Annotated in this window: 11 protein-coding genes and 1 pseudogene; 7 read left to right on the plus strand and 5 right to left on the minus strand. The window is 74.9% G+C overall.

Features of this window, described 5'->3' with window-relative positions; genetic code table 11:
* Window position 1: 1 nt before the first annotated feature.
* A complete protein-coding gene (locus tag B4N89_RS04710; protein ID WP_078974594.1) occupies window positions 2-1,105 on the plus strand; it encodes a DNA cytosine methyltransferase in 1,104 nt (367 codons plus the stop codon).
* A 51-nt stretch (window positions 1,106-1,156) separates the two neighbouring features.
* Here the strand turns inward: B4N89_RS04710 and B4N89_RS04715 are convergent, their stop codons facing one another.
* The gene (locus tag B4N89_RS04715) at window positions 1,157-1,819 is read right to left on the minus strand and encodes a hypothetical protein (protein WP_078974595.1); all 663 of its coding nucleotides are present in this window, start codon (window positions 1,817-1,819) and stop codon (window positions 1,157-1,159) included.
* A gap of 129 nt (window positions 1,820-1,948) precedes the next feature.
* The gene (locus tag B4N89_RS04720) at window positions 1,949-3,379 is read right to left on the minus strand and encodes a tetratricopeptide repeat protein (protein WP_078974596.1); all 1,431 of its coding nucleotides are present in this window, start codon (window positions 3,377-3,379) and stop codon (window positions 1,949-1,951) included.
* Between the two features lie 418 nt (window positions 3,380-3,797).
* Here B4N89_RS04720 and B4N89_RS04725 point away from each other — a divergent pair, with 418 nt between their 5' ends.
* From B4N89_RS04725 to B4N89_RS04740, 3 genes are all read left to right on the plus strand, one after another.
* Window positions 3,798-6,323, plus strand: coding sequence for an ABC transporter permease (locus B4N89_RS04725; protein ID WP_078974597.1), 2,526 nt, complete (start codon window positions 3,798-3,800; stop codon window positions 6,321-6,323).
* 85 nt (window positions 6,324-6,408) lie between these two features.
* On the plus strand, window positions 6,409-7,617 hold the full coding sequence (locus tag B4N89_RS04735) for a sensor histidine kinase (protein ID WP_143657839.1): 1,209 nt from the start codon (window positions 6,409-6,411) through the stop codon (window positions 7,615-7,617).
* Window positions 7,614-8,264, plus strand: coding sequence for a response regulator (locus tag B4N89_RS04740; protein ID WP_078974600.1), 651 nt, complete (start codon window positions 7,614-7,616; stop codon window positions 8,262-8,264). Before B4N89_RS04735 ends, B4N89_RS04740 begins: the two co-directional genes overlap by 4 nt.
* A gap of 118 nt (window positions 8,265-8,382) precedes the next feature.
* Here the strand turns inward: B4N89_RS04740 and B4N89_RS51185 are convergent.
* Both B4N89_RS51185 and B4N89_RS04745 read right to left on the minus strand, forming a co-directional pair.
* A pseudogene (locus tag B4N89_RS51185) lies at window positions 8,383-8,502 on the minus strand (alcohol dehydrogenase); the annotation flags it as partial.
* Between the two features lie 153 nt (window positions 8,503-8,655).
* Entirely contained in the window at window positions 8,656-9,219 is a 564-nt protein-coding gene (locus tag B4N89_RS04745) for a hypothetical protein (RefSeq protein WP_078974601.1), read from the minus strand.
* 221 nt (window positions 9,220-9,440) lie between these two features.
* Here B4N89_RS04745 and B4N89_RS52525 point away from each other — a divergent pair, with 221 nt between their 5' ends.
* The 3 genes from B4N89_RS52525 to B4N89_RS04760 all read left to right on the plus strand — a co-directional run bounded on the left by B4N89_RS52525 (window position 9,441) and on the right by B4N89_RS04760 (window position 15,917).
* Window positions 9,441-14,396, plus strand: coding sequence for a tetratricopeptide repeat protein (locus B4N89_RS52525; protein WP_078974602.1), 4,956 nt, complete (start codon window positions 9,441-9,443; stop codon window positions 14,394-14,396).
* Between the two features lie 111 nt (window positions 14,397-14,507).
* Window positions 14,508-14,930: a hypothetical protein gene (locus tag B4N89_RS04755; RefSeq protein WP_078974603.1), complete on the plus strand. Its 423-nt coding sequence runs from the start codon at window positions 14,508-14,510 to the stop codon at window positions 14,928-14,930.
* 195 nt (window positions 14,931-15,125) lie between these two features.
* Window positions 15,126-15,917 carry an SDR family NAD(P)-dependent oxidoreductase gene (locus B4N89_RS04760; RefSeq protein ID WP_235618468.1) on the plus strand — a complete coding sequence of 264 codons (792 nt, stop codon included), beginning with the start codon at window positions 15,126-15,128 and terminating at the stop codon, window positions 15,915-15,917.
* Between the two features lie 31 nt (window positions 15,918-15,948).
* Here the strand turns inward: B4N89_RS04760 and B4N89_RS04765 are convergent, their stop codons facing one another.
* Window positions 15,949-17,538: a PucR family transcriptional regulator gene (locus B4N89_RS04765; protein WP_078974605.1), complete on the minus strand. Its 1,590-nt coding sequence runs from the start codon at window positions 17,536-17,538 to the stop codon at window positions 15,949-15,951.
* Window positions 17,539-17,602 lie beyond the last annotated feature (64 nt).

The raw sequence follows: 17,602 nt of genomic DNA on the forward strand, positions 1-17,602 counted from the left end.
CATGGCACGACCCATCACCATGATCGACCTGTTCGCGGGCTGCGGTGGAATGACGTCCGGATTCGCCGCCGCGAAGGGCTTTCGGCCGGTCATGGCGGTCGAGTGGAACCTGCACGCGGCCGCGACCTACGCCGCCAACTTCGGCGAGGCGCACATGCGCTGGGGCGACATCGCGGAGATCCCCGACCGGGACATCCCACGCGCCGACGTGATCATCGGCGGCCCGCCCTGCCAGGGTTTCTCCAACCTCGGCAGCCGCAACGTGGAGGATCCGCGCAACAAGCTCTGGAAGGAATACCTGCGTTTCGTCCGTCGGGCGAAGCCCAAGGTGTTCGTGATCGAGAACGTGGACCGCTTCCAGAAGTCCGCCGAGTTCGCGCTGTTGCTCGCCGAGGCGCAGCCCGGCGGCCTCCTGGAGGGGTACGAACTGTCCGACGCGCTGCTCCCGGCTGTGGACTACGGCGTTCCGCAGCGCCGCAAGCGGGCGATCGTGATCGGCTCCCGGATCGGCCGGATCGAGGCGCCCGAACCGACCCACGGCCCCGGCCGCCGGCTGCGCTGGAGCACCGTCCACGACGCGATCGCGGATCTGCCGCGCGTGCCCGGGACAACCAGCCTGCCCGCGTCGAAGACCGAGTTCTTCGGCCGTCCGGTGCCCGGCGTGTTCAAGGAGGCCGACCTGCACCTGGGCCGCACGCCGACCGAGCGCTCGCTGCTGCGCTACGACTGCGTGCCGCCCGGCGGCGGCCGGTTCGACCTGCCGGACCACCTGCTCCCCGACTGTTGGCGGAACAAGAAGACCGGTACGACGGATGTGATGGGCCGGATGCGCTGGGACCATCCGTCGCTGACCATCCGGACCGAGTTCTACAAGCCCGAGAAGGGCCAGTATCTGCATCCGCAGTGGAACCCGGAGGACCCGGCCGACCGGGTCAACCGGCCGATCACGCACCGCGAGGCGGCCCGGCTCCAGTCCTTCCCGGAGACCTTCGTGTGGTGCGGTTCCAAGACCGAGATCGCTCGACAGATCGGCAACGCGGTGCCGCCGGGGTTGGCGGAGGCGATTGCCCGGCATCTGAAGCCGAGGTTGCGCGAGGCGGGGTGACCCGGCGCCCGCGGCCGGTCAGAAGGGCGATCGGCGCCCGCGACCGGCCGGTCAGGAGGGCGTTTCCTCGTCCAGGGCGTACATCCGGGGCGGTAGCTGCTCCTCGGCCCGATCCAGGTCGGTCCCGTCCAGGTCGAGCCACACCCGGTCGCGGCGCTCGCCGGGTCGGTCGAGGCCGCTCGCGGCCCAGGTGAAGATGCCGCACACGGTGGCCCGGTCCCGGTCCGGCGCCTCGATCTGCGCGGCGAAGCAGACGGCGAGCGAGGTGCGGGTGGGGATCAGGTACTGCTCGTTGTCCGGGTCGGGCCGGCCGGTGGTGGCCGCGCGCGGGGGTTCGAGGATCTTCATCCAGGTCAGCGTCGCGCCCGGGGCCTGGCCCGCGAAGCAGTCGGTGACCGATTCGCGCAGCGCGGCGGCCGGGTCGTCGCCGAGCCAGTCGAACCAGGCGTCCTGGTCGAGCAGTTTGGCGAAGTCGTCGCGCGGCGGGCCGTGGTGCGGGTTCTCCCGGTACTCCCCGGTGAGCGTCCCGTCGGGGCCGACCAGCCACGCGCCGCGGATCGCCTCGCCGGGCACGTAGCCGTTCGGGTCGTCGGCGTAGGCCGGGTCGATCTCGGCGACCGAGCCGCCGGGCGACTGTGCGGCGGCGGCGACGAGTCCGGGGTCGTCCGGGGGCTCGCGTCGCACCACGGAACCGGTCACCGGGGCCTCACCCATGCGTACCACTCTCCAGCGCTCGTCGACGGTTCGGAGGGCTCGGCTGATGTGCGCGGCCCGGACAGGTCGGCCATTCTCGCGCACGGCCGTCGGCCGGCCGGCCCCGGGCGACCCGGTCCGGCTCGCCGCTCAGCGCCCCCAGGCGACGGTGATCGCCTTCGTATGCTCGGCCGCCTGCTCCCGGGCCGTGGCCGCCTCGGCCGCCCGGCCCAGTTCCTCGGCCAGCCGGGCTCGGCCGAGCCAGTTGTACGGGCTGCTCGGTCGCACATTGACGCGCTCGCTCAGGAGGGTGCGGGCCAGGTCGTGCCGGTGTGCGCGCAGGGCCGCCTCGACCAGGGTCTGCTGGATCGCGTCGCGCTGCGCGTGGCTGCCGCCGAAGGTGTTCAGGCGGTGCCGGATGGGGACGAGGATGTCGACGGTGTCCGGGTAGCGCCCCTGTTCGAAGGCGACCAGCGCGCGGCACACCGGCAGGCCGACCTCGGCGGTCATCGTGTGGTTGCTCACCCCGGGGTGCGGGTCGGCCAGCCACCGCTCCCGGTCGCGCGTCACCGCCTCGGCGTCGGCGATCCGGCCGGCGCCCAGGTACGCCATCACCGCGTGCACGTCGTTGAAGGCGTAGTACGGACCGTCCGCGCGGGCCGCCCACGCGTCGGCCAGTCGGGCCCAGCGCTGCGGCTGCTCGCCGCCCGCGAGGTGGATGCGCCACAACAGGGCGGAGGCGTCCAGGAGTTCCATCGCGGCACCGACAGAGCGATCGTTGTGCAGCACGGCGTCGTAAATCGCCAACGCCCGGTCGATCGCGCCGGCCTCGATCGCGTACAGGCCGTAGTGCCACCAGTTGTGCACGTTGAGGTAGTTGCCGCCGGACCAGTCGTCGACCCGGGCGTCCAGGAAGCGGATGCCCTCGGCGAAGCGGCCCTGCATCTCGTACGTGTGCACCACCGCGTGGATCGCCCACACGTCGCGCGGGTGCGCCGCCACGGCGGCCAGTCCGGCCTGTTCGGAACGCTCGTAGTGGCCGGTCTCCTCCAGGCCGAACGCGGACATCCCGAGCAGGGGCCCGTAGTGCGGATCGTCCGGGTCCCACGCGCCCAGCGCGCCGCCGACGCGGTCGCGCAGCCGGGTCGCGTCACCGGTGAAGAAGTCGATCTGATGGCCGATCGCGAGCGCGAGCACGTCCCGGGGGTGCGCCACGACCAGGTCGCGCAGGATGTCGCCGGCCCGGTGGACGTCACCGGCCAACCACGCCTCGGCGGCCGCGAGATGGGCCGACTCGCGCGCATCCGCCCGCGGCCCGCCGGCCGCGAACGCCGCATACCGCTCCCGCGCGGCGGCGGCATCGGCCGGCTCGGTACCCAGCAGCCCGAGATAGGCGGCGAACGCGTGGGCCATCGGCGCCTCGGGAGCCGCCGACAACGCGGCCTCCACCTCGGCGGAGACCTCCGCCCGAAAGAACAGGAGGGCATCAAGCCCACGCTCGAAGTGCCCGGCCGCCTCCGCTCCCATCCCGGACAACCCGAGCCCCTGCCGATCCACCACGCCCACCGAGGTCCCTTCCATCACACCCGAGCCCGAGTCCCACCCCGATTAAACACGCCGGCGTGCTCCCCGGACGTGCCGCAATCGCCATCGAAACGAAGGGCGGTGCACACGAACTCGGAAGGTCTGTGCTCGCAGCACGCTCACCACCGGCATGGTGGCCGGGCGCGTGTGGAGCGCACGGTGCGCGTGCGCTGTCTTGTCGGCCGCCGGGGTGGAACTCCACCACGGGCGGAGTGGCGCCTTGTCGCGCCCGAGCTCGTCGGGTGGTTTGTCGGGATCGATGCCTTCGTGGATTCGGGTGCAACGATCGGATCGGCGTCGGGTGGATCGGTGAGACGAGTGCCCACCGTCGGCCGTATCGGGCGGGGCGTGGGCGCGGCGAGGGTGGGGGTGACCCGGTGTCGGCCGGGACCAGGTCGGCCTCGGGACGTTGCTCATGTTCAGGAATGCTCTTCGTACGCTCGCCGCGCAGCGCATGCGGTTGGCGCTCACCGTGCTCGCGATCGTCTTCGGTGTGGCCTTCGTGGCCGGTGTGCTCACGCTCAAGGACACCATCACCGAGGCCGCCGCCACCTCCGCCGCGGACGACTTCGCGGGGGTGGGCGTGGGGGTTCGCGCCGACTCGGAGCACGTCGCCGGCGATCCCGCCGCCCTGGGGCCCCGGCTGGTGGAGCGGCTGCGTGGGCTGCCCGGCGTGGCGACCGTGCGCGGCTCCGTCACCGGGCCCGCCGTGGTGGTCGACCGCGACGGGGACCTTGTCGGTCGGGTGGAGGAGTCCGCCGGTACCAACTACGCGCCCGGGCCCGAGGGTTCCGACCCGCTGTACCGGCTGACCCAGGGCCGCGCGCCGAGCGCCGCCGGCGAGGTCGCCCTGGACGAGGCCGGAGCCCGGGCGGCGGGCTATCGGGTCGGTGATCGGCTGCGCGTGGTCGCCGGCGGCGGCACGATGGACGCCACCCTCGTCGGCACCGTGCACGCCGTCGACGCCCGGATCCGGCTCGGCGCCACCCTCACCCTGTTCGACACCCCCACCGCGCAGCGCCTGTTCGCCGCCCCCGACACCTACGACCTGATCACCGTCGCCGCCCGCCCCGGCACACCCGACGCCGCGCTCCTGGACGCGGTCCGTCCCCTCGTCCCCGCCGGCGCCGAGGCGGTCACCGGCGCCGCGCTCACCGCCGAGCGCCGCGACCTGGCGTCGGCCGGGACCGCCGGACTGGCCACCGGGCTGCTCGTGTTCGCCGGCGTCGCGCTGTTCGTCGGGACGTTCATCATCACCAACACCTTCACCATGCTGATCGGCCGCCGCACCCGCGAACTCGCGCTGCTGCGCGCGGTCGGCGCCACCCGGCGGCAGGTCACCCGCTCGGTGCGCCTGGAGGCGCTGATCACCGGCCTGGTCGGCGCGCTGCTCGGGCTGCTGCTCGGGGTCGCGCTGGCCGCCGGTCTGCTCGCGCTGCTGCGCGGCACCGACACCGCACCGCCGCGCGGCCCGCTCGTGCTGCGGCCGGGCACGATCCTGTGGTCGCTCGTGGTGGGCATCGGCGTGACCGTCGCCGCCGCGTGGCTGCCCACCCGCAAGGTGGCCCGGATCGCGCCGATGGCGGCGCTGCGCGCGAATCCGCCGAGCCCGGCCGGGCTGTTCCGACGCAATCTGGCCGGCCTGCTCCTGATCGGCGTGGGCGTCGCCGGAGGTTATGCCACGGTCAAGGCCGCCCCGGGCGGCAACGGCGAGCCGGTTTTGGTCACGGTGTGTGGCGTGCTGGCCGTCACCGGCGTGCTGATGCTGATCCCGCTGCTTTCGGTCGGCGTCATCGGGGTGCTCGCACGGCCGCTGACCCGGGTGTTCGGGGTGACCGGGACGCTGGCGAGCCGCAACGCGCTGCGTGATCCGCGCCGCACGGCCGCGACCGCCTCCGCGCTGATGGTCGGCCTGTTCCTGGTCACCGGCCTGACCGTGATCGGCGCTTCGCTCAAGGACAGCCTCGACCACGCCGCGGCGCGCGGGCTGACCGCCGACTACGCGGTGTCCACCACGCTGCGCGACCCGATGGCCGCCGCGACGGTGGACCGCATCGGCCGATTGCCGCACGTCGAGGCGGCGAGCGTGTACCGCACCGTGACCGCGCGGATCGGCGACGCCGAGCAGGAGGTCGCCGCGCTGGACCCGGTCGCGGGCCCGAAGGTGATGCGCCTGGACTTCGTCGCGGGCGGCCCCGAGGCGCTGGGCACGGACCTGCTCGTGGAGCGGGTCGAGGCCGAGTCGCGGGGGTTGGGCATCGGCGCGACCGTGCCGGTGACGTACCCCGACGGCACGTCCGGCACGCTGCGCGTCGGCGGGATCTACCGGGCCAATCCGATCCTGCTCCCCTACCTGGTCTCCACCCGCGTCCTGGACCCGCACCTCGAACGCCCGATCGGTCGACAGGTGTTCGTCAAGAGCGCGCCGGGCGAGGCGCGGGCCTTGGAGGCGACCCTGAAGGACGCCTTCGGGGCCGATCCGGCCCTGCGCGTGCAGTCGAAGGACGAACTGCGCCGGGGTCTGGGCGCGGCCATCGACCTGCTTTTGAACATCGTCTACGGCCTGCTGGCGATGGCCGTGCTGATCGCGGTCATCGGCATCGTCAACACGCTGGCGATGTCGGTCCTGGAACGCACCCGCGAGATCGGTCTGTTGCGCGCGATCGGCCTGGACGCCCGCCGGGTGCGCGCGCTGATCCGCCTGGAGGCGGCGCTGATCTCGCTGTTCGGCGCACTGCTCGGGGTCGGGCTCGGCACCACGGTGGGAGTGCTGGCGGTGCGCGGGATCGACCTGGGCAACGTCCCGCTCGGCGCGACGATCCCGTGGCCGCGGATCGCCCTGTTCGTAGTCGGCGCGCTTGCCGTCGGGCTGCTCGCGGCCGCCTGGCCCGCGCGGCGCGCGGCGCGCATGTCGGTGCTCGGCGCGCTCGGGTCCGAGTGAGGTGCCGGTCCGCTCCGGGCGGCGTCCGTCCCCGACTCCCGCCGATTGGCCGGACGCCTGGACGGCTGCCGGTACCTTGGCGAACGTGCACCCGCCACCACCCGCGACGATCGCCCGCGCCGTCGTGTTCGACGTCGTCCTGGCCGGCTCGGTCGCCGTCGTGGCCGGGCTGCTCCGCGCGCTCGGCTCGTTCGACGAGGACGGGTGGCATTCGCCGCATTCGCTGCCGTGGTGGGGCGTGCTCGTCCAGGTCGCCGCCGGCGCCGCGCTCGTCCAGCGGCGGCGCCGACCGATCGCCTCCGCCGGCGTCGTCTTCGTCCTCTCCTTCGGCGACCCGGTGCTGGCCGGGCCCTTCGCGGCCTACGCGCTCGGCGCCTACGCCCCGCCCCGGCGCGCCACGTGGGCGCTCGCCGTCGGGCTCGCGGTGACCATGTGCGAGCCGTGGCGGGCGCAGCCCGGGCCGGACCTGTTCGTGGAGCTCCTGGCCGTCGTCACGCCGCTGCTGCTCGGGAAGTACCTCGCGTCGCGTCGCGGCCTGATCCTCGCGCTGGCCGAACGCGCCGAACGGGTCGAGCGCGAACAGGCGGAGCGGGACCGGCAGGCGCGGATCGAGGAACGCCGCCGGTTGGCGGGCGAGATGCACGACATGATCACCCACCGGGTCAGCCTGATGGTGCTTCAGGCGGGCGCCCTGCGCACCATCGCCGAACGGGACAACGTGCGCGCGGCCGCCGAGGAGTTGCGGCTGACGGGCTGTCAGGCGCTGTCGGAGCTGCGTGAGTTGGTGGCCATCCTGCGTGACCCCGACGACCCGACGCCGCCCGGTGCACCCGCGCGGGGCGGCGAGCCGGCCGGTCTGGACGTGTCCGACCTGGTCGCCGACTCGCGGGCGGCGGGTGTCGAGGTCGACCTGACGGTGAGCGGATCGGCGCCCGCCGACCACGCGCCGGCCGCCGTGCGCGGCGCGCGGCGGGTGGTCCAGGAGGCGCTGACGAATGTGCACAAGCACGCGCCCGGCGCGCTCGTGACGGTGGCCGTGCGGCACGAGCCCGGGGGCATCGCGGTGACCGTCGCCAACACCGCCGGGGTCAGGACCCCCGACGTCGACCTCGGCACGGGCGGCACCGGCCTGCTCGGTCTGCGCGAACGGATCGAACTGCTCGGCGGCCGCTTCCGGGCCGGGCCGGACGACGCCGGCGGGTTCATCGTCGACGCGCTCATCCCGGTCGGCGAATCCGCCGGCGCCCCGACCCCTCCCGTCCACCACCCCGTGCCCGACGAAGGTGCCGCATGATCCGACTCCTGCTCGTGGACGACGAACGTATGGTGTGCGCGCACCTGCGCACCATCCTCGGCGGCGCCGAGGACATCGACATCGTCGGCGAGGCCTACGACGGCGCCGAAGCCCTGGAGCAGGTGGTCCGGCACCGGCCCGACCTGGTGCTGCTCGACCTGCACATGCCGGGTGTGGACGGGCTGACCGCGCTGCGCCGGATGGTCCGGCTCGACGCGCCGCCCAAGGTCGTCGTGCTGACCACGATCGACACCGACGACCACGTGTTGCGGGCGCTGCACACCGGCGCGGTGGGCTTCCTGCTCAAGGACACCCCGCCCGAGGACCTGGTCGCCCTGCTCCGGGTGGCCGTCGAGGGCAACACCGTGTTGTCCCCGGCCGCGGCCCGCAGCCTGATCGGCGCGAGCGCGGCCCGCGAGACCGCCCGCCGCGAGGCCCGCCACACGATCCGCGACCTGACCGAACAGGAGACCCGGATCCTCGCCTGCCTGGGAGAGGGCATGTCCAACGCGCAAATCGCCGCCCGCCTGTACCTCACGGAGCCGACGGTCAAGGCCTACGTCTCGCGCACCCTGACCAAACTCTCGTGCACCAACCGCACCCAGGCCGGCCTGATCGCCCACAACGCGGGCCTGACCCTCGACTGAACCCGCCCCCCGACCGCAGCCGCTGCGCGGAGCGAAGCGGACGGGACGGGCGGGCACACGGGCAGGAGGGGACGCCCGGGCGGAAACCGTGTGCCCGTGTCGATGCCGCCTACCGGCCGAGGCGATCGGTCACCGCCGGCCCCGAGCCGTCCGCCGCGGCCCGGACCACCAGCCCCGCCACGTCCCTGCCCGGCCGGTGTCCCGCTCGCGGATGCTCCGGCAGGAAGGTCTCGCCCCTGGTTCGTCTCGAACCGGTGGCCGCCGTCGTCGGCGCGGACCATCCTCTGGCCGGCGCCGCCGAACCGCGCCCGGCCGACGACCGCCGGCTCGACCACGACCCGTCCCGGGACTGGCTCCCGGGGCCCGACGACAGGTGGGACGACCCGCCTCGTCAGGACACGAGGTCGCGCCAGAACGGCACCGTCGGCACGGTGTACTCGATGCTGCCGTCCAGGAACTCCGCGGTGAGGTAGTTGGTCAGGTTCGCGCCGTACACCACGATGTCGGTCTGCATCATCGACAGCACCGGGTGACCCCACTGGCCCTCGGTCCCGGGCAGGTAGCGGTGGCCGTACACCGGCACCATCCTCGGTACCCGCGCCAGGTGATACCGCGCCGACTTGAGCGCGTGTTTGAGCTGCGCCGGCCGGGCGCCCCACACGTCCGGCCAGAAGGCGTTGTGCTCGACGTCGAACAGCACACCCTCGGTGGGCAGGCCCAGTCGGGCCTTCAGGTCGCGCGCGCCGCCGGCGCGCCAATTCGGCCACCCCTTGCCGGTCGGCAGCGCGGCCGACAACATCGCCCTGTGGTCGGCGGAGAAGCGGAATCCGAAGTCCTGCTCCACGGTCTCGAACTCGGCCCCGGTCAGGCCGGGCAGGAGGTCGGCGCCGGTCCGCTCCAGAAGCAGGCGGAAGTCCCGCTCGGTCGGTCGATCCGGGGACGGTGTGCTGGTCATGGCCACCGAGCGTAGTCGGCGCCGGTCGCCGCGCCGGGACCGCCGGGGCGGCACGCGGCCGGATTTTATCGGAACCGGCCCGGCAAGCACCTGAAAGTCGGCTGACCGGTGTTCTAGCATGAGCGCTCGATGCTGGGATGAAGTGCGAATTGAACGGTGCTGGTTGAACGGTCGGGGGACCCGTTGATCGACGAAGTTCGGCATGCCCCGCGGGCCGCCCGATGACGGTCCCGCTGCTCGCCGCCGTCGCGGCCCTCCTCGCCCTGGTGGCCGCGCTGATGTGGTTCGGATTCCGGCGCCGGCCCGCCTCCGTGGCGGCGCGCGCCGACACGCTGTTGGCCCAGGCCGAGGGGGCGCATCGGGCGGGCCGGCTCGCCGCGGCCGATCGCGGCTATCGACGCGTCGCGGACGCGCTCGGCAAACCGGGCGCGCCGACCGGCCTCGCCGCGACCCGGGGCCGGGCCCTGATCGGCCTCGGCGAGGTGGCGAGCCGCCAGGGGCGCCCGGCCGACGCGCTCGCCGCGTTCCGGGCCGCGTTCGCGCTGACCACGCTGCCGCCCGGCGCACTGGAGCTGACCGCGGCCGACGCGACCCGGCGGGCCGATCCGGGGCCGCTGGAGATCGCCTTGTGCGTCGACCTGGTCACCCGCACCGACACCGACCCCGACCATGCCGCCTACGACTTCCTGGAGGCCCGGTGTGTGGTCGCCGCCGGGGCGTCCGAGGCCGAGCTGATCGCGGTGGAGGCGCTGGCGGCGCGGATCGAGGCGGGCGCGCCGCGGCTGGAGTGGGCGGTGTACGCCCGCGCGTGCGCGCTGCGCGACCTGGGCCGCGGCGCCGAGGCGATCGCCGCGTTCGAGCGGGCCGACCGGCTGGTGCCGCGCGCGGCCACCGGGTACGAGCTGGGCCGGCTGCACCGCGACGCGGGCCGACCGGACGAGGCGCTCGCCGCGTTCGAGCGTTCGTTGACCATCGAGCCGGAGCGGCCCGAGGTGCTGTACGCGATGGCGCTGACCCACCTGCGCCGCACGCCCGCCGACAAGGCGCAGCGCGTCGCCGCCCTGGAGGCCGCCGTCGGCCTGCTCACCCGCACCTGCACGCTCGCCCCCACCCACGCCCAGGCCTGGCTCGGCCTGGGCCGGGCGCAGCACGCGCTCGGCCACGACGACGCCGCGTTCGAGCCGCTGCGCCGTGCCTGCGAGTTGATGCCCGAACACGTCGACGTGCAGATGGAGTTCGTCGACCTGGCACTGGCCCGGGGGCAACGGGCCGCCGCCATCCCGGTGTTGCGCCGCGTGGTGGCCGGCCGGCCCCGGCATGTCGCGGCCAACCTGATCCTGGGCACGCTCCACGACGAGGACGGCGACTTCGTCGCGGCGGCGCCCTGTTTCGAGCGGGTGGTGGCGGTCGAGCCGGGCCATGCCCGGGCCCGATTCGGCCTGGGCCGGGCGCTGTTCGAGCAGGGCGAGGCGGGGCGGGCGATCCCGCACCTGGCCGCGGTGCCGGAGCGGGATGCGGCGCAGCACCACCTGTTGGCCCGGGCGTACAGCGCGGCGGGCGAACCGGCGGCGGCCGACGCGGCGTTCTCGGCCGCGATCGAGGCGGGCGACGACAGCGCGATCGCCCACCACCGGCAGGCCTGTGTGCGGCTGCGGCGCGAGTTGCGGCAGGACGCGATCGCCTCGTTCTGGCGGGTGTTGGACCGGGCGGACGACGATTCGCCGTTGGTCGCGGAGGCGTTGCTCTTCCGTGGCATCGCCTATCGCGAGGAGGGCGACCTCGGCGCGGCGCGGGCCGACGCGGACGCCGCGGTGGCCGCCGCGCCGCGCGACGCCCGGGCCCACTACGCGCGCGGGCAGTTGGCCGTCGTGGAGGACGAATGGGCCACCGCGAGGGGCGCGTTCGAGACCGCCGTGCGGCTCGACCCGGACTACGCGCCGGCCCGGTTCGGGCTGGGGTTGGTCCGGGAGCACGCGGGCGAGCACGAGGGCGCGGCGGAGGCGTACGAGCACGGGTTGGCGCGCCGGCCGGACTGGACGCCGGCCGTGGTGCGCCTGGGGGCGGCCCGGATCGCGGCGGGGCGGATCGCGGACGGCGTCGAGGTGCTGGGGCGGGTGCGCGGCGAGCCGACCGGGTCGGCCCGCTTCCATCTGGCCCTGGGCTACGCCCGGCAGGGTCGGGTGGAGCGAGCGGACGAGTTGTGGGCCGCGCCGGGCGGGGTCAACGACGCGATACGCGCGCACAACGTGGCCACCGCGCGCGATCTGCTGGCCCGGGCGGCGCTGGCCGCCGGGGACCACGCGCTCGCCCGGGAGCACTGGCAGGCCTGTCGGGACGCGTTTCCCGAGCACGACGGCTACCGGACCGCGCTGGCCGAGACGTTGTTCCGCGAGGGCGCCGAGTTGTTGCGGTTCGGCCGGGACGGGGGCGCGCAGTTGGCCGCCGCCCGGGATCGGCTGGGCGCGGCGGCGGCGCTGGTCCCGGGTGATCGCCGGGTCCGGCTGCACCTGGCGGTCGCCGCGTTGTACGCGGGCGAGCCGGCGCTTGCGGTGCGGTTGTCGGCGGCGCTGGATCCGCTGGCCGACCCGCGGGTGGGCCATCTGGCGCCGCTGGCCCGGCTGGCGCTCGGCGCGGGCACGGTGTCGCTGGGCGCGCTGGTCGAGGCGGAGCCGGCGGCGTGGGCGGTGCGCGGGATGCACGCCGCGCGGGGCCGGCGGTGGGCGGACGCGGCGGAGGCGTACCGGCAGGCGCTGGTGGTGCCCGGTCCGGTCGAGCCGGAGCCGCGGGCGGCGGTGTGCGAGGCGGCGCGGTGCACGGCTTCGGCGCGGGCGGGGTGTGGGCAGTGCGGGCGGGCGTATTGCGCCGAACACGGCGTCCTGGGGGCCGCGTTGCCGGCCCGCTGCGGGAGTTGCGTGGATGCGGTCCTGGCGGCGCTGGCGTCCTGTGCGCACCTGGCGGGCACGGGGGCGGTGGCGGAGGCCGAGGCGACGCGGTGGGCGGGCGACGGTGGGCGGGCGGCCGCGCATCACCTGCTGGCGCTGCTGCGGGCGCAGCGGGGCGATCACGACGCGGCCCTTGCCGGTCTGGAGCGGTTGTTGGCCGGGCCGATGGCGAGCGACGAGGGCCGGTTGATCGCGGCCCGGGTGTATCTGCACCGGGCCGCGGCGCACAGCGAGGACCTGGTCGCCGCGTCGGCGGACGTGGAGCGCGCCGCGCGGCTGGTGCCGGAGTTGCCGGAGGTGCGCCGGGCCCGACCGCTGCTGCGCTCGTGGCAGGCGCTCGCCCACGCCCTGGCCGGCAGGCACGAGGCGTCGATCGAGATCCGCCTCGAGTCGGAGCGGATCGACCCGACGGATGTACGCAACCTGCAATGCCTGGCGCTGTCCGCGCTGCGCGCCGGGCAGGCGGGCGACGCGGGGCACACCACCGGGCTGTGGCGGCTGGTCTGCGGGACGTGGGCGACGGTGTTGTACAGCCCGAGGTTTTGGATCGACCTGGAGGCGCGGACCGGGCGGGAGATCTCCGCCGAGCAGATCCACACCGCGCGGCAGGAGCAGATCGAGCGGGTGTGTCGGGAGTTGCGCGAGCGCGCCGCGCACAGCGAGGGCTCGGTGGCCGCGCTGTATCGCAGGCTGGACCGGCACTGGGCGTGGGAGGTGGCCGCGACCGAGCGGGTGGCGGCGCTGGATCCGGCGCCGGCGCCGATCGTGTGCGGGCCGCTGTTCCTGGCCCGGGTGGCCGATCCGGAACACGGCTCGGACGCGGGTCGGGCGTTGGCCGAGACGGTGCGCGCCGCCGCCGATCCGCACACCGGCGACCTGCTCGGGCCGTTGGGGATGTACCACCACCTGATCGACGTGGGCCGCTTCGACGAGGCGGTGGCGGGGCTGACCGGTCTCGCGGGCCTGGCCGGGCCGGACGCGACACCGGGGGTGGCCGCGCTGTTGGCCCGGGCGCACCTGGTCCGGGCGCGGGATCTGGGCGGGCGCGGGGAGTGGGCGCAGGCGCTGGGGTGTCTGGAGCAGGCCGCGCCGATCCCGGCGGAGGCGACCGAGTTGGCGGCGGAGGTGGGAATTCGCGCCGCCAAGGCGGTACTCGCCGCCGCGCCGGCCGAAGAGGACGAGGCCGCGCGGCTGTTGGAGCGCGCGTGGGCGCTGGCTCCCGACGGGCCGGGCCTGCGCGGGGAGTTGGCCGGGGCGTACGCGCGACTGGCCCGGCGGGCGCACGAGGGCAGGCGGCATCGGGACGCGATCGCGCTGGTGCGGCAGGCGCTGGAGCTGACCCCGGCGGACCCGGCGACCCGGGCGCTGGCGGGCGCCGCGTTGCGCGGGCTGGTGATGGAGTTGCTGGCGGCCGACACCGCCGCGGCGGCGGCCGAGGCGGTCGGGGCGATGCGCGAGGCGTTCGCGCTGGATCCGGGCGAGGCGAGCCGGATCGGGCTGACCAACTCGCTGTTCCTGAGCGCGGAGCGGCTGGCGCTGCGCGGGGGTGCGCGTGAGCGGGCGGTGGCGGCGATGGCCGAGGCCATCGCGCTGGCCGACCCCGACGGCGGGACCGACTCCGTGGCCGCCGAGGCCCGCCGGCGGGTGGCCGCGCTGCTGGTGGAGACGGCGGGGGCGAGCGAGCGGGACGAGGACTTCGACCGGGCGATCACGCTCCTGGAGGAGGCCCGGCACTACGGCGACGACCCGCCCACCCGCCGGGCGCTGGCGTTCAACCACTACTACGCGCGGCACTACGAGGTCGCGGAGAGGTTGTTGCGGCAGGAGATCGGCGGCGGCCTGGAGATCGACACGCTGCGCGAGGCGTGGGTGGTGGTGGCCGTCGACTGGGGCTACGACCTGCTGGCCAAGGGCCGTGCGTACGATGCGATCGAGGTGCTGTCGGCGGCGCTGCGCGAGCACGAGGAGCCGAGGCTGCGGGACGCGCTGGTGGCGGTGTACCTGGGCGAGGAGCGCTACCAGGACGCGATCCGCACGCTGGAGGCGGTCGAGTCGACCCCGGAGAACACCCGCCTCCTGGCACTCGCGCTGCACAACGAGGGGGTACGCCAGGCGAACATGGGCCACAACCACACCGCGCTCGTACACCTGGAGCGGGCCCACGAGTACCACCCGACGGACGGCACCCGGGAGATCCTGGACGAGGTCCGCTCCCGAATCCACGGTTACTACTGACACCGCCCGCGCCACGGCGCCCTCGCGCCCCATCGCACGACGAAGCCGCACCGCATCCCACCGAAACCACACCCACCGCGCACCGCACCCCGATCCCCCGGAGCCCGGATCATGCCCGCAGCCGAACCCTCGCCGTACGACGTCCTCGGAATCACCCCGGCCGCCACGCCACCCGAGGTACACGCCGCCTACGAACGCGCGTTGGCGGCGGCCACGGGCGCCCCCGACCGCGAGGCATGCACCACCGCCTACCTGCACCTGCGCAACACCGGCCGCCGCCTGGGCGCCGACATCCTGGAGTACGCCGCCCCCGACCCGTCCACCACGGCCCGCGAGGCATTCGCGGGCGTCGCCGAGCAACGCTTCCTCCCCCGGGACGCCCCACCCCCACCGATCACGACCCTGGTCGTCCTGCGCCGCTCCACCACCGCCGAAGACCACCGCGAACCCCCGCCCACCGACACGACTTTCGCCACCCCGGCCCGCTTCACCGCCACGGCCGACGTATTGCCCCCGGTGGACATCCCCCGCTGAGCCCATCGGCGCCGACCTCCGCCGCCCTCCCGCCGCCCCGGCCCCGCACGCCGTCCCGCCGGGGAAGCCGCTTCGCGTTGCGCGTCGTGCCCCGTCCCGACCCCCAAGGGGTGGGATTTCGCGTTCTGATGGTTGACCTAGTCCACTGTTGTGAGGATGGTGGCAGGCAGTTGTCCGGATCAGGGGAGGGACGCCGTGGCCAAGCGGTTCGAGGGACGTAGGGCATTGATCACCGGGGCCAGCAGGGGAATCGGGGCGGCGTTGGCGGTGCGGCTCGCGGCCGAGGGAGCCGATGTGGCGGTGACCGCGCGTACCGTGCGGCAGGGGAATCTGGCGGGGTCGTTGGAGCGGACCGAGACGCTGATCGCCCGGCACGGTCGCCGCACCGCCGTGGTGCCGGCCGACCTGTCCGACGAGACGCAGCGGGCCAGGATCGTGCCCGCCGCCGAGGAGGGGCTGGGCGGGCCGATCGACATCCTGGTCAACAACGCGGCGATGGCCTCGTACGCCTCGCTTCGGGTGTACCCGCAACGCCGCGCCCGGCTGCACTTCGAGGTGAACGTGCTGGCCCCGATGGAGTTGTGTCAGGCCGTGGTGCCGGCCATGGCGACGCGTGGCGAGGGCTGGATCGTCAACGTGACCAGCGGTACCGCCCGGCCGTGGGCGGGGCCGCCGTTCGATTTGGGGGTGCTCGGGACCAAGAGCGCGGTGTACGGGGCGTCCAAGGCGGCGCTGAACAGGATCACCAACGCGCTGGCGGCGGAGCTGTACGGGACCGGGATCCGGGTGAACACGATCGAGCCCCGGGCCGCGGTACTCAGCGAGGGCGCCGAGGAGTTGGTCGGCGGGCAGTTGCGGCCCGATCAGATCGAGACGATGGACCAGATGGTCTCCGCCACGCTGGAGTTGTGCGACGGGCCGGCGGCGCGAACCGGCGGCGAGTACGTGAGCCTGGACCTGCTCTCCGAGTTGGGCATCAACGTCTGAACCGCCTCCGCCGGGCGGCCCGGGCGCCGGGTCACCCCGGCAGGCGCAGCAGGAGCGCGGCGAGCAGGCGGGTCTTCGGGTCGGCCCAGTCCAGGCCGGTCAACTCGCCCGCCCGGCGGATCCGGTAGCGCAGCGTGTTCGGGTGGATGTGCAGCGCCGCGGCGGCGGCGCGCACATCGCCCAGCGCGTCCAGCCAGGCCAGCACCGAGTCCGCGTACTCCGTGTCGTGCTCGCCGTCGTGCGCCCGCAGCGCGATCAGGCGCGGGTCGCGGATCTCCCGGTGCTCGGCCAGCAGCGCCTGGACCTCCCCGTGCAGCACCTGCGGACGCACCTGCGACAGCGCCGCGACCTCGGCCGACACCCCGCCGGTCGCCATCGCGTCCAGGACCCGGTCGGCCGACTCCCGGGCCGCGACGGTACGGGCCAGGCTCGGCGCCGGATCGCCGACCGCGCCGCGCACCACCAGGTCGAGGTGGCCGTGCGCGGCGGCGGCGATCTCGTGCGCCCAGCCGAGCGCGACCGTCTCGGTCGGCGGCGCGGACAGCAGCACGTAGACCCTCGGACCCAGCGGCGCGACCCGGGCGTGGCTGTGTCGCGCCGCCGCGTACACCGAGACCAGGTTCGCCAGTTCGGTCCGGGCCAGCTCCTGCGCCGACTCGTCGGGTACGTCCGCCCGCACCGCGAAGCCGAGCACGAGCACCGGTCGCACCGGGTCCAGGCCGAGTTGCGCGGCGGCGGCCCGAGCCGCGATCGAGCCGCCGAGCAGGCCGGCCACGCTCTCCCGGGTCGGCCCGGCCTCGGCGGCCGACCTGGCGCGTCGGCGCACCAGATGCAGCGTGGCCACCCGCGCCGCGCCGACCAGCACCTCCTCGGCCCGATCGGCGAGCGGCCGGCGGCCCTCCTGGACCCAGATCGTGCCCAGCCACCGCCCACCGGCGTGCACCCCGACCGCGAGCCGGCGCCGGATGCCCAGGTCGGGCCGCTCCTCCACGGCGACCACCTGCGTGGTGGTGCGCAGCCGGTGGAACACGCCCCAGTCGCGCAGCCGGGCCATGTACTCCTCCGGCCCCTGCCACCCCAGGATGGACAACCGCCGCAACTCGTCGGCCTCGTCCGGCCCGGTGGCCCGCGAGTAGGCCAGCACCCGGTTGGCGCTGTCCTCGATGCTCACCCCGCCGCCGGTGAGCATCGCGGTCGTCTGGGCGAGCGAGAACAGGTCGCCGCCATCGGGCGGTTCGGCGTCGGGCCGCTCGTCGAGGGCGGCGTGCGCGAGCGCGGCCACCTGTTCCCAGCGGGCCTCGGGGCGCACCGACAGCAGCACCACGCCCGCCGCGTCGGCCACCTCGCGCAGCGCCGCGCTCTCCCCCTTGACCGCGATCGCCGTCGCGCCGGCCGCGCCCGCCGCCCGCACCGTGCCGGCCGCCGCCCGGCCGCGCAGGCCGACCGCGAGCAGCAGATCGCCCGGCATCACGTGCGGCTCCTCCTCCGGATCGAGGATCGACACGTGCCGAACCGCCGCCTCCAGGCCGCCGGCCGCCGCCGCGACCCGGATCGGGCCGTCGCCGACCGGGCCGCCGAGGGCGGCGAGCAGTTCGCGCAGCGGGACGGCGGATTCGGGCACGTTCGGCCCCTTCGTGGATTCGGCAGACATTGGCCGATGGGCCAAGCGGGGAGTTTCGAGTTTA

Origin of the sequence: Embleya scabrispora (assembly GCF_002024165.1) — a bacterium.
Taxonomy (GTDB): domain Bacteria; phylum Actinomycetota; class Actinomycetes; order Streptomycetales; family Streptomycetaceae; genus Embleya; species Embleya scabrispora_A.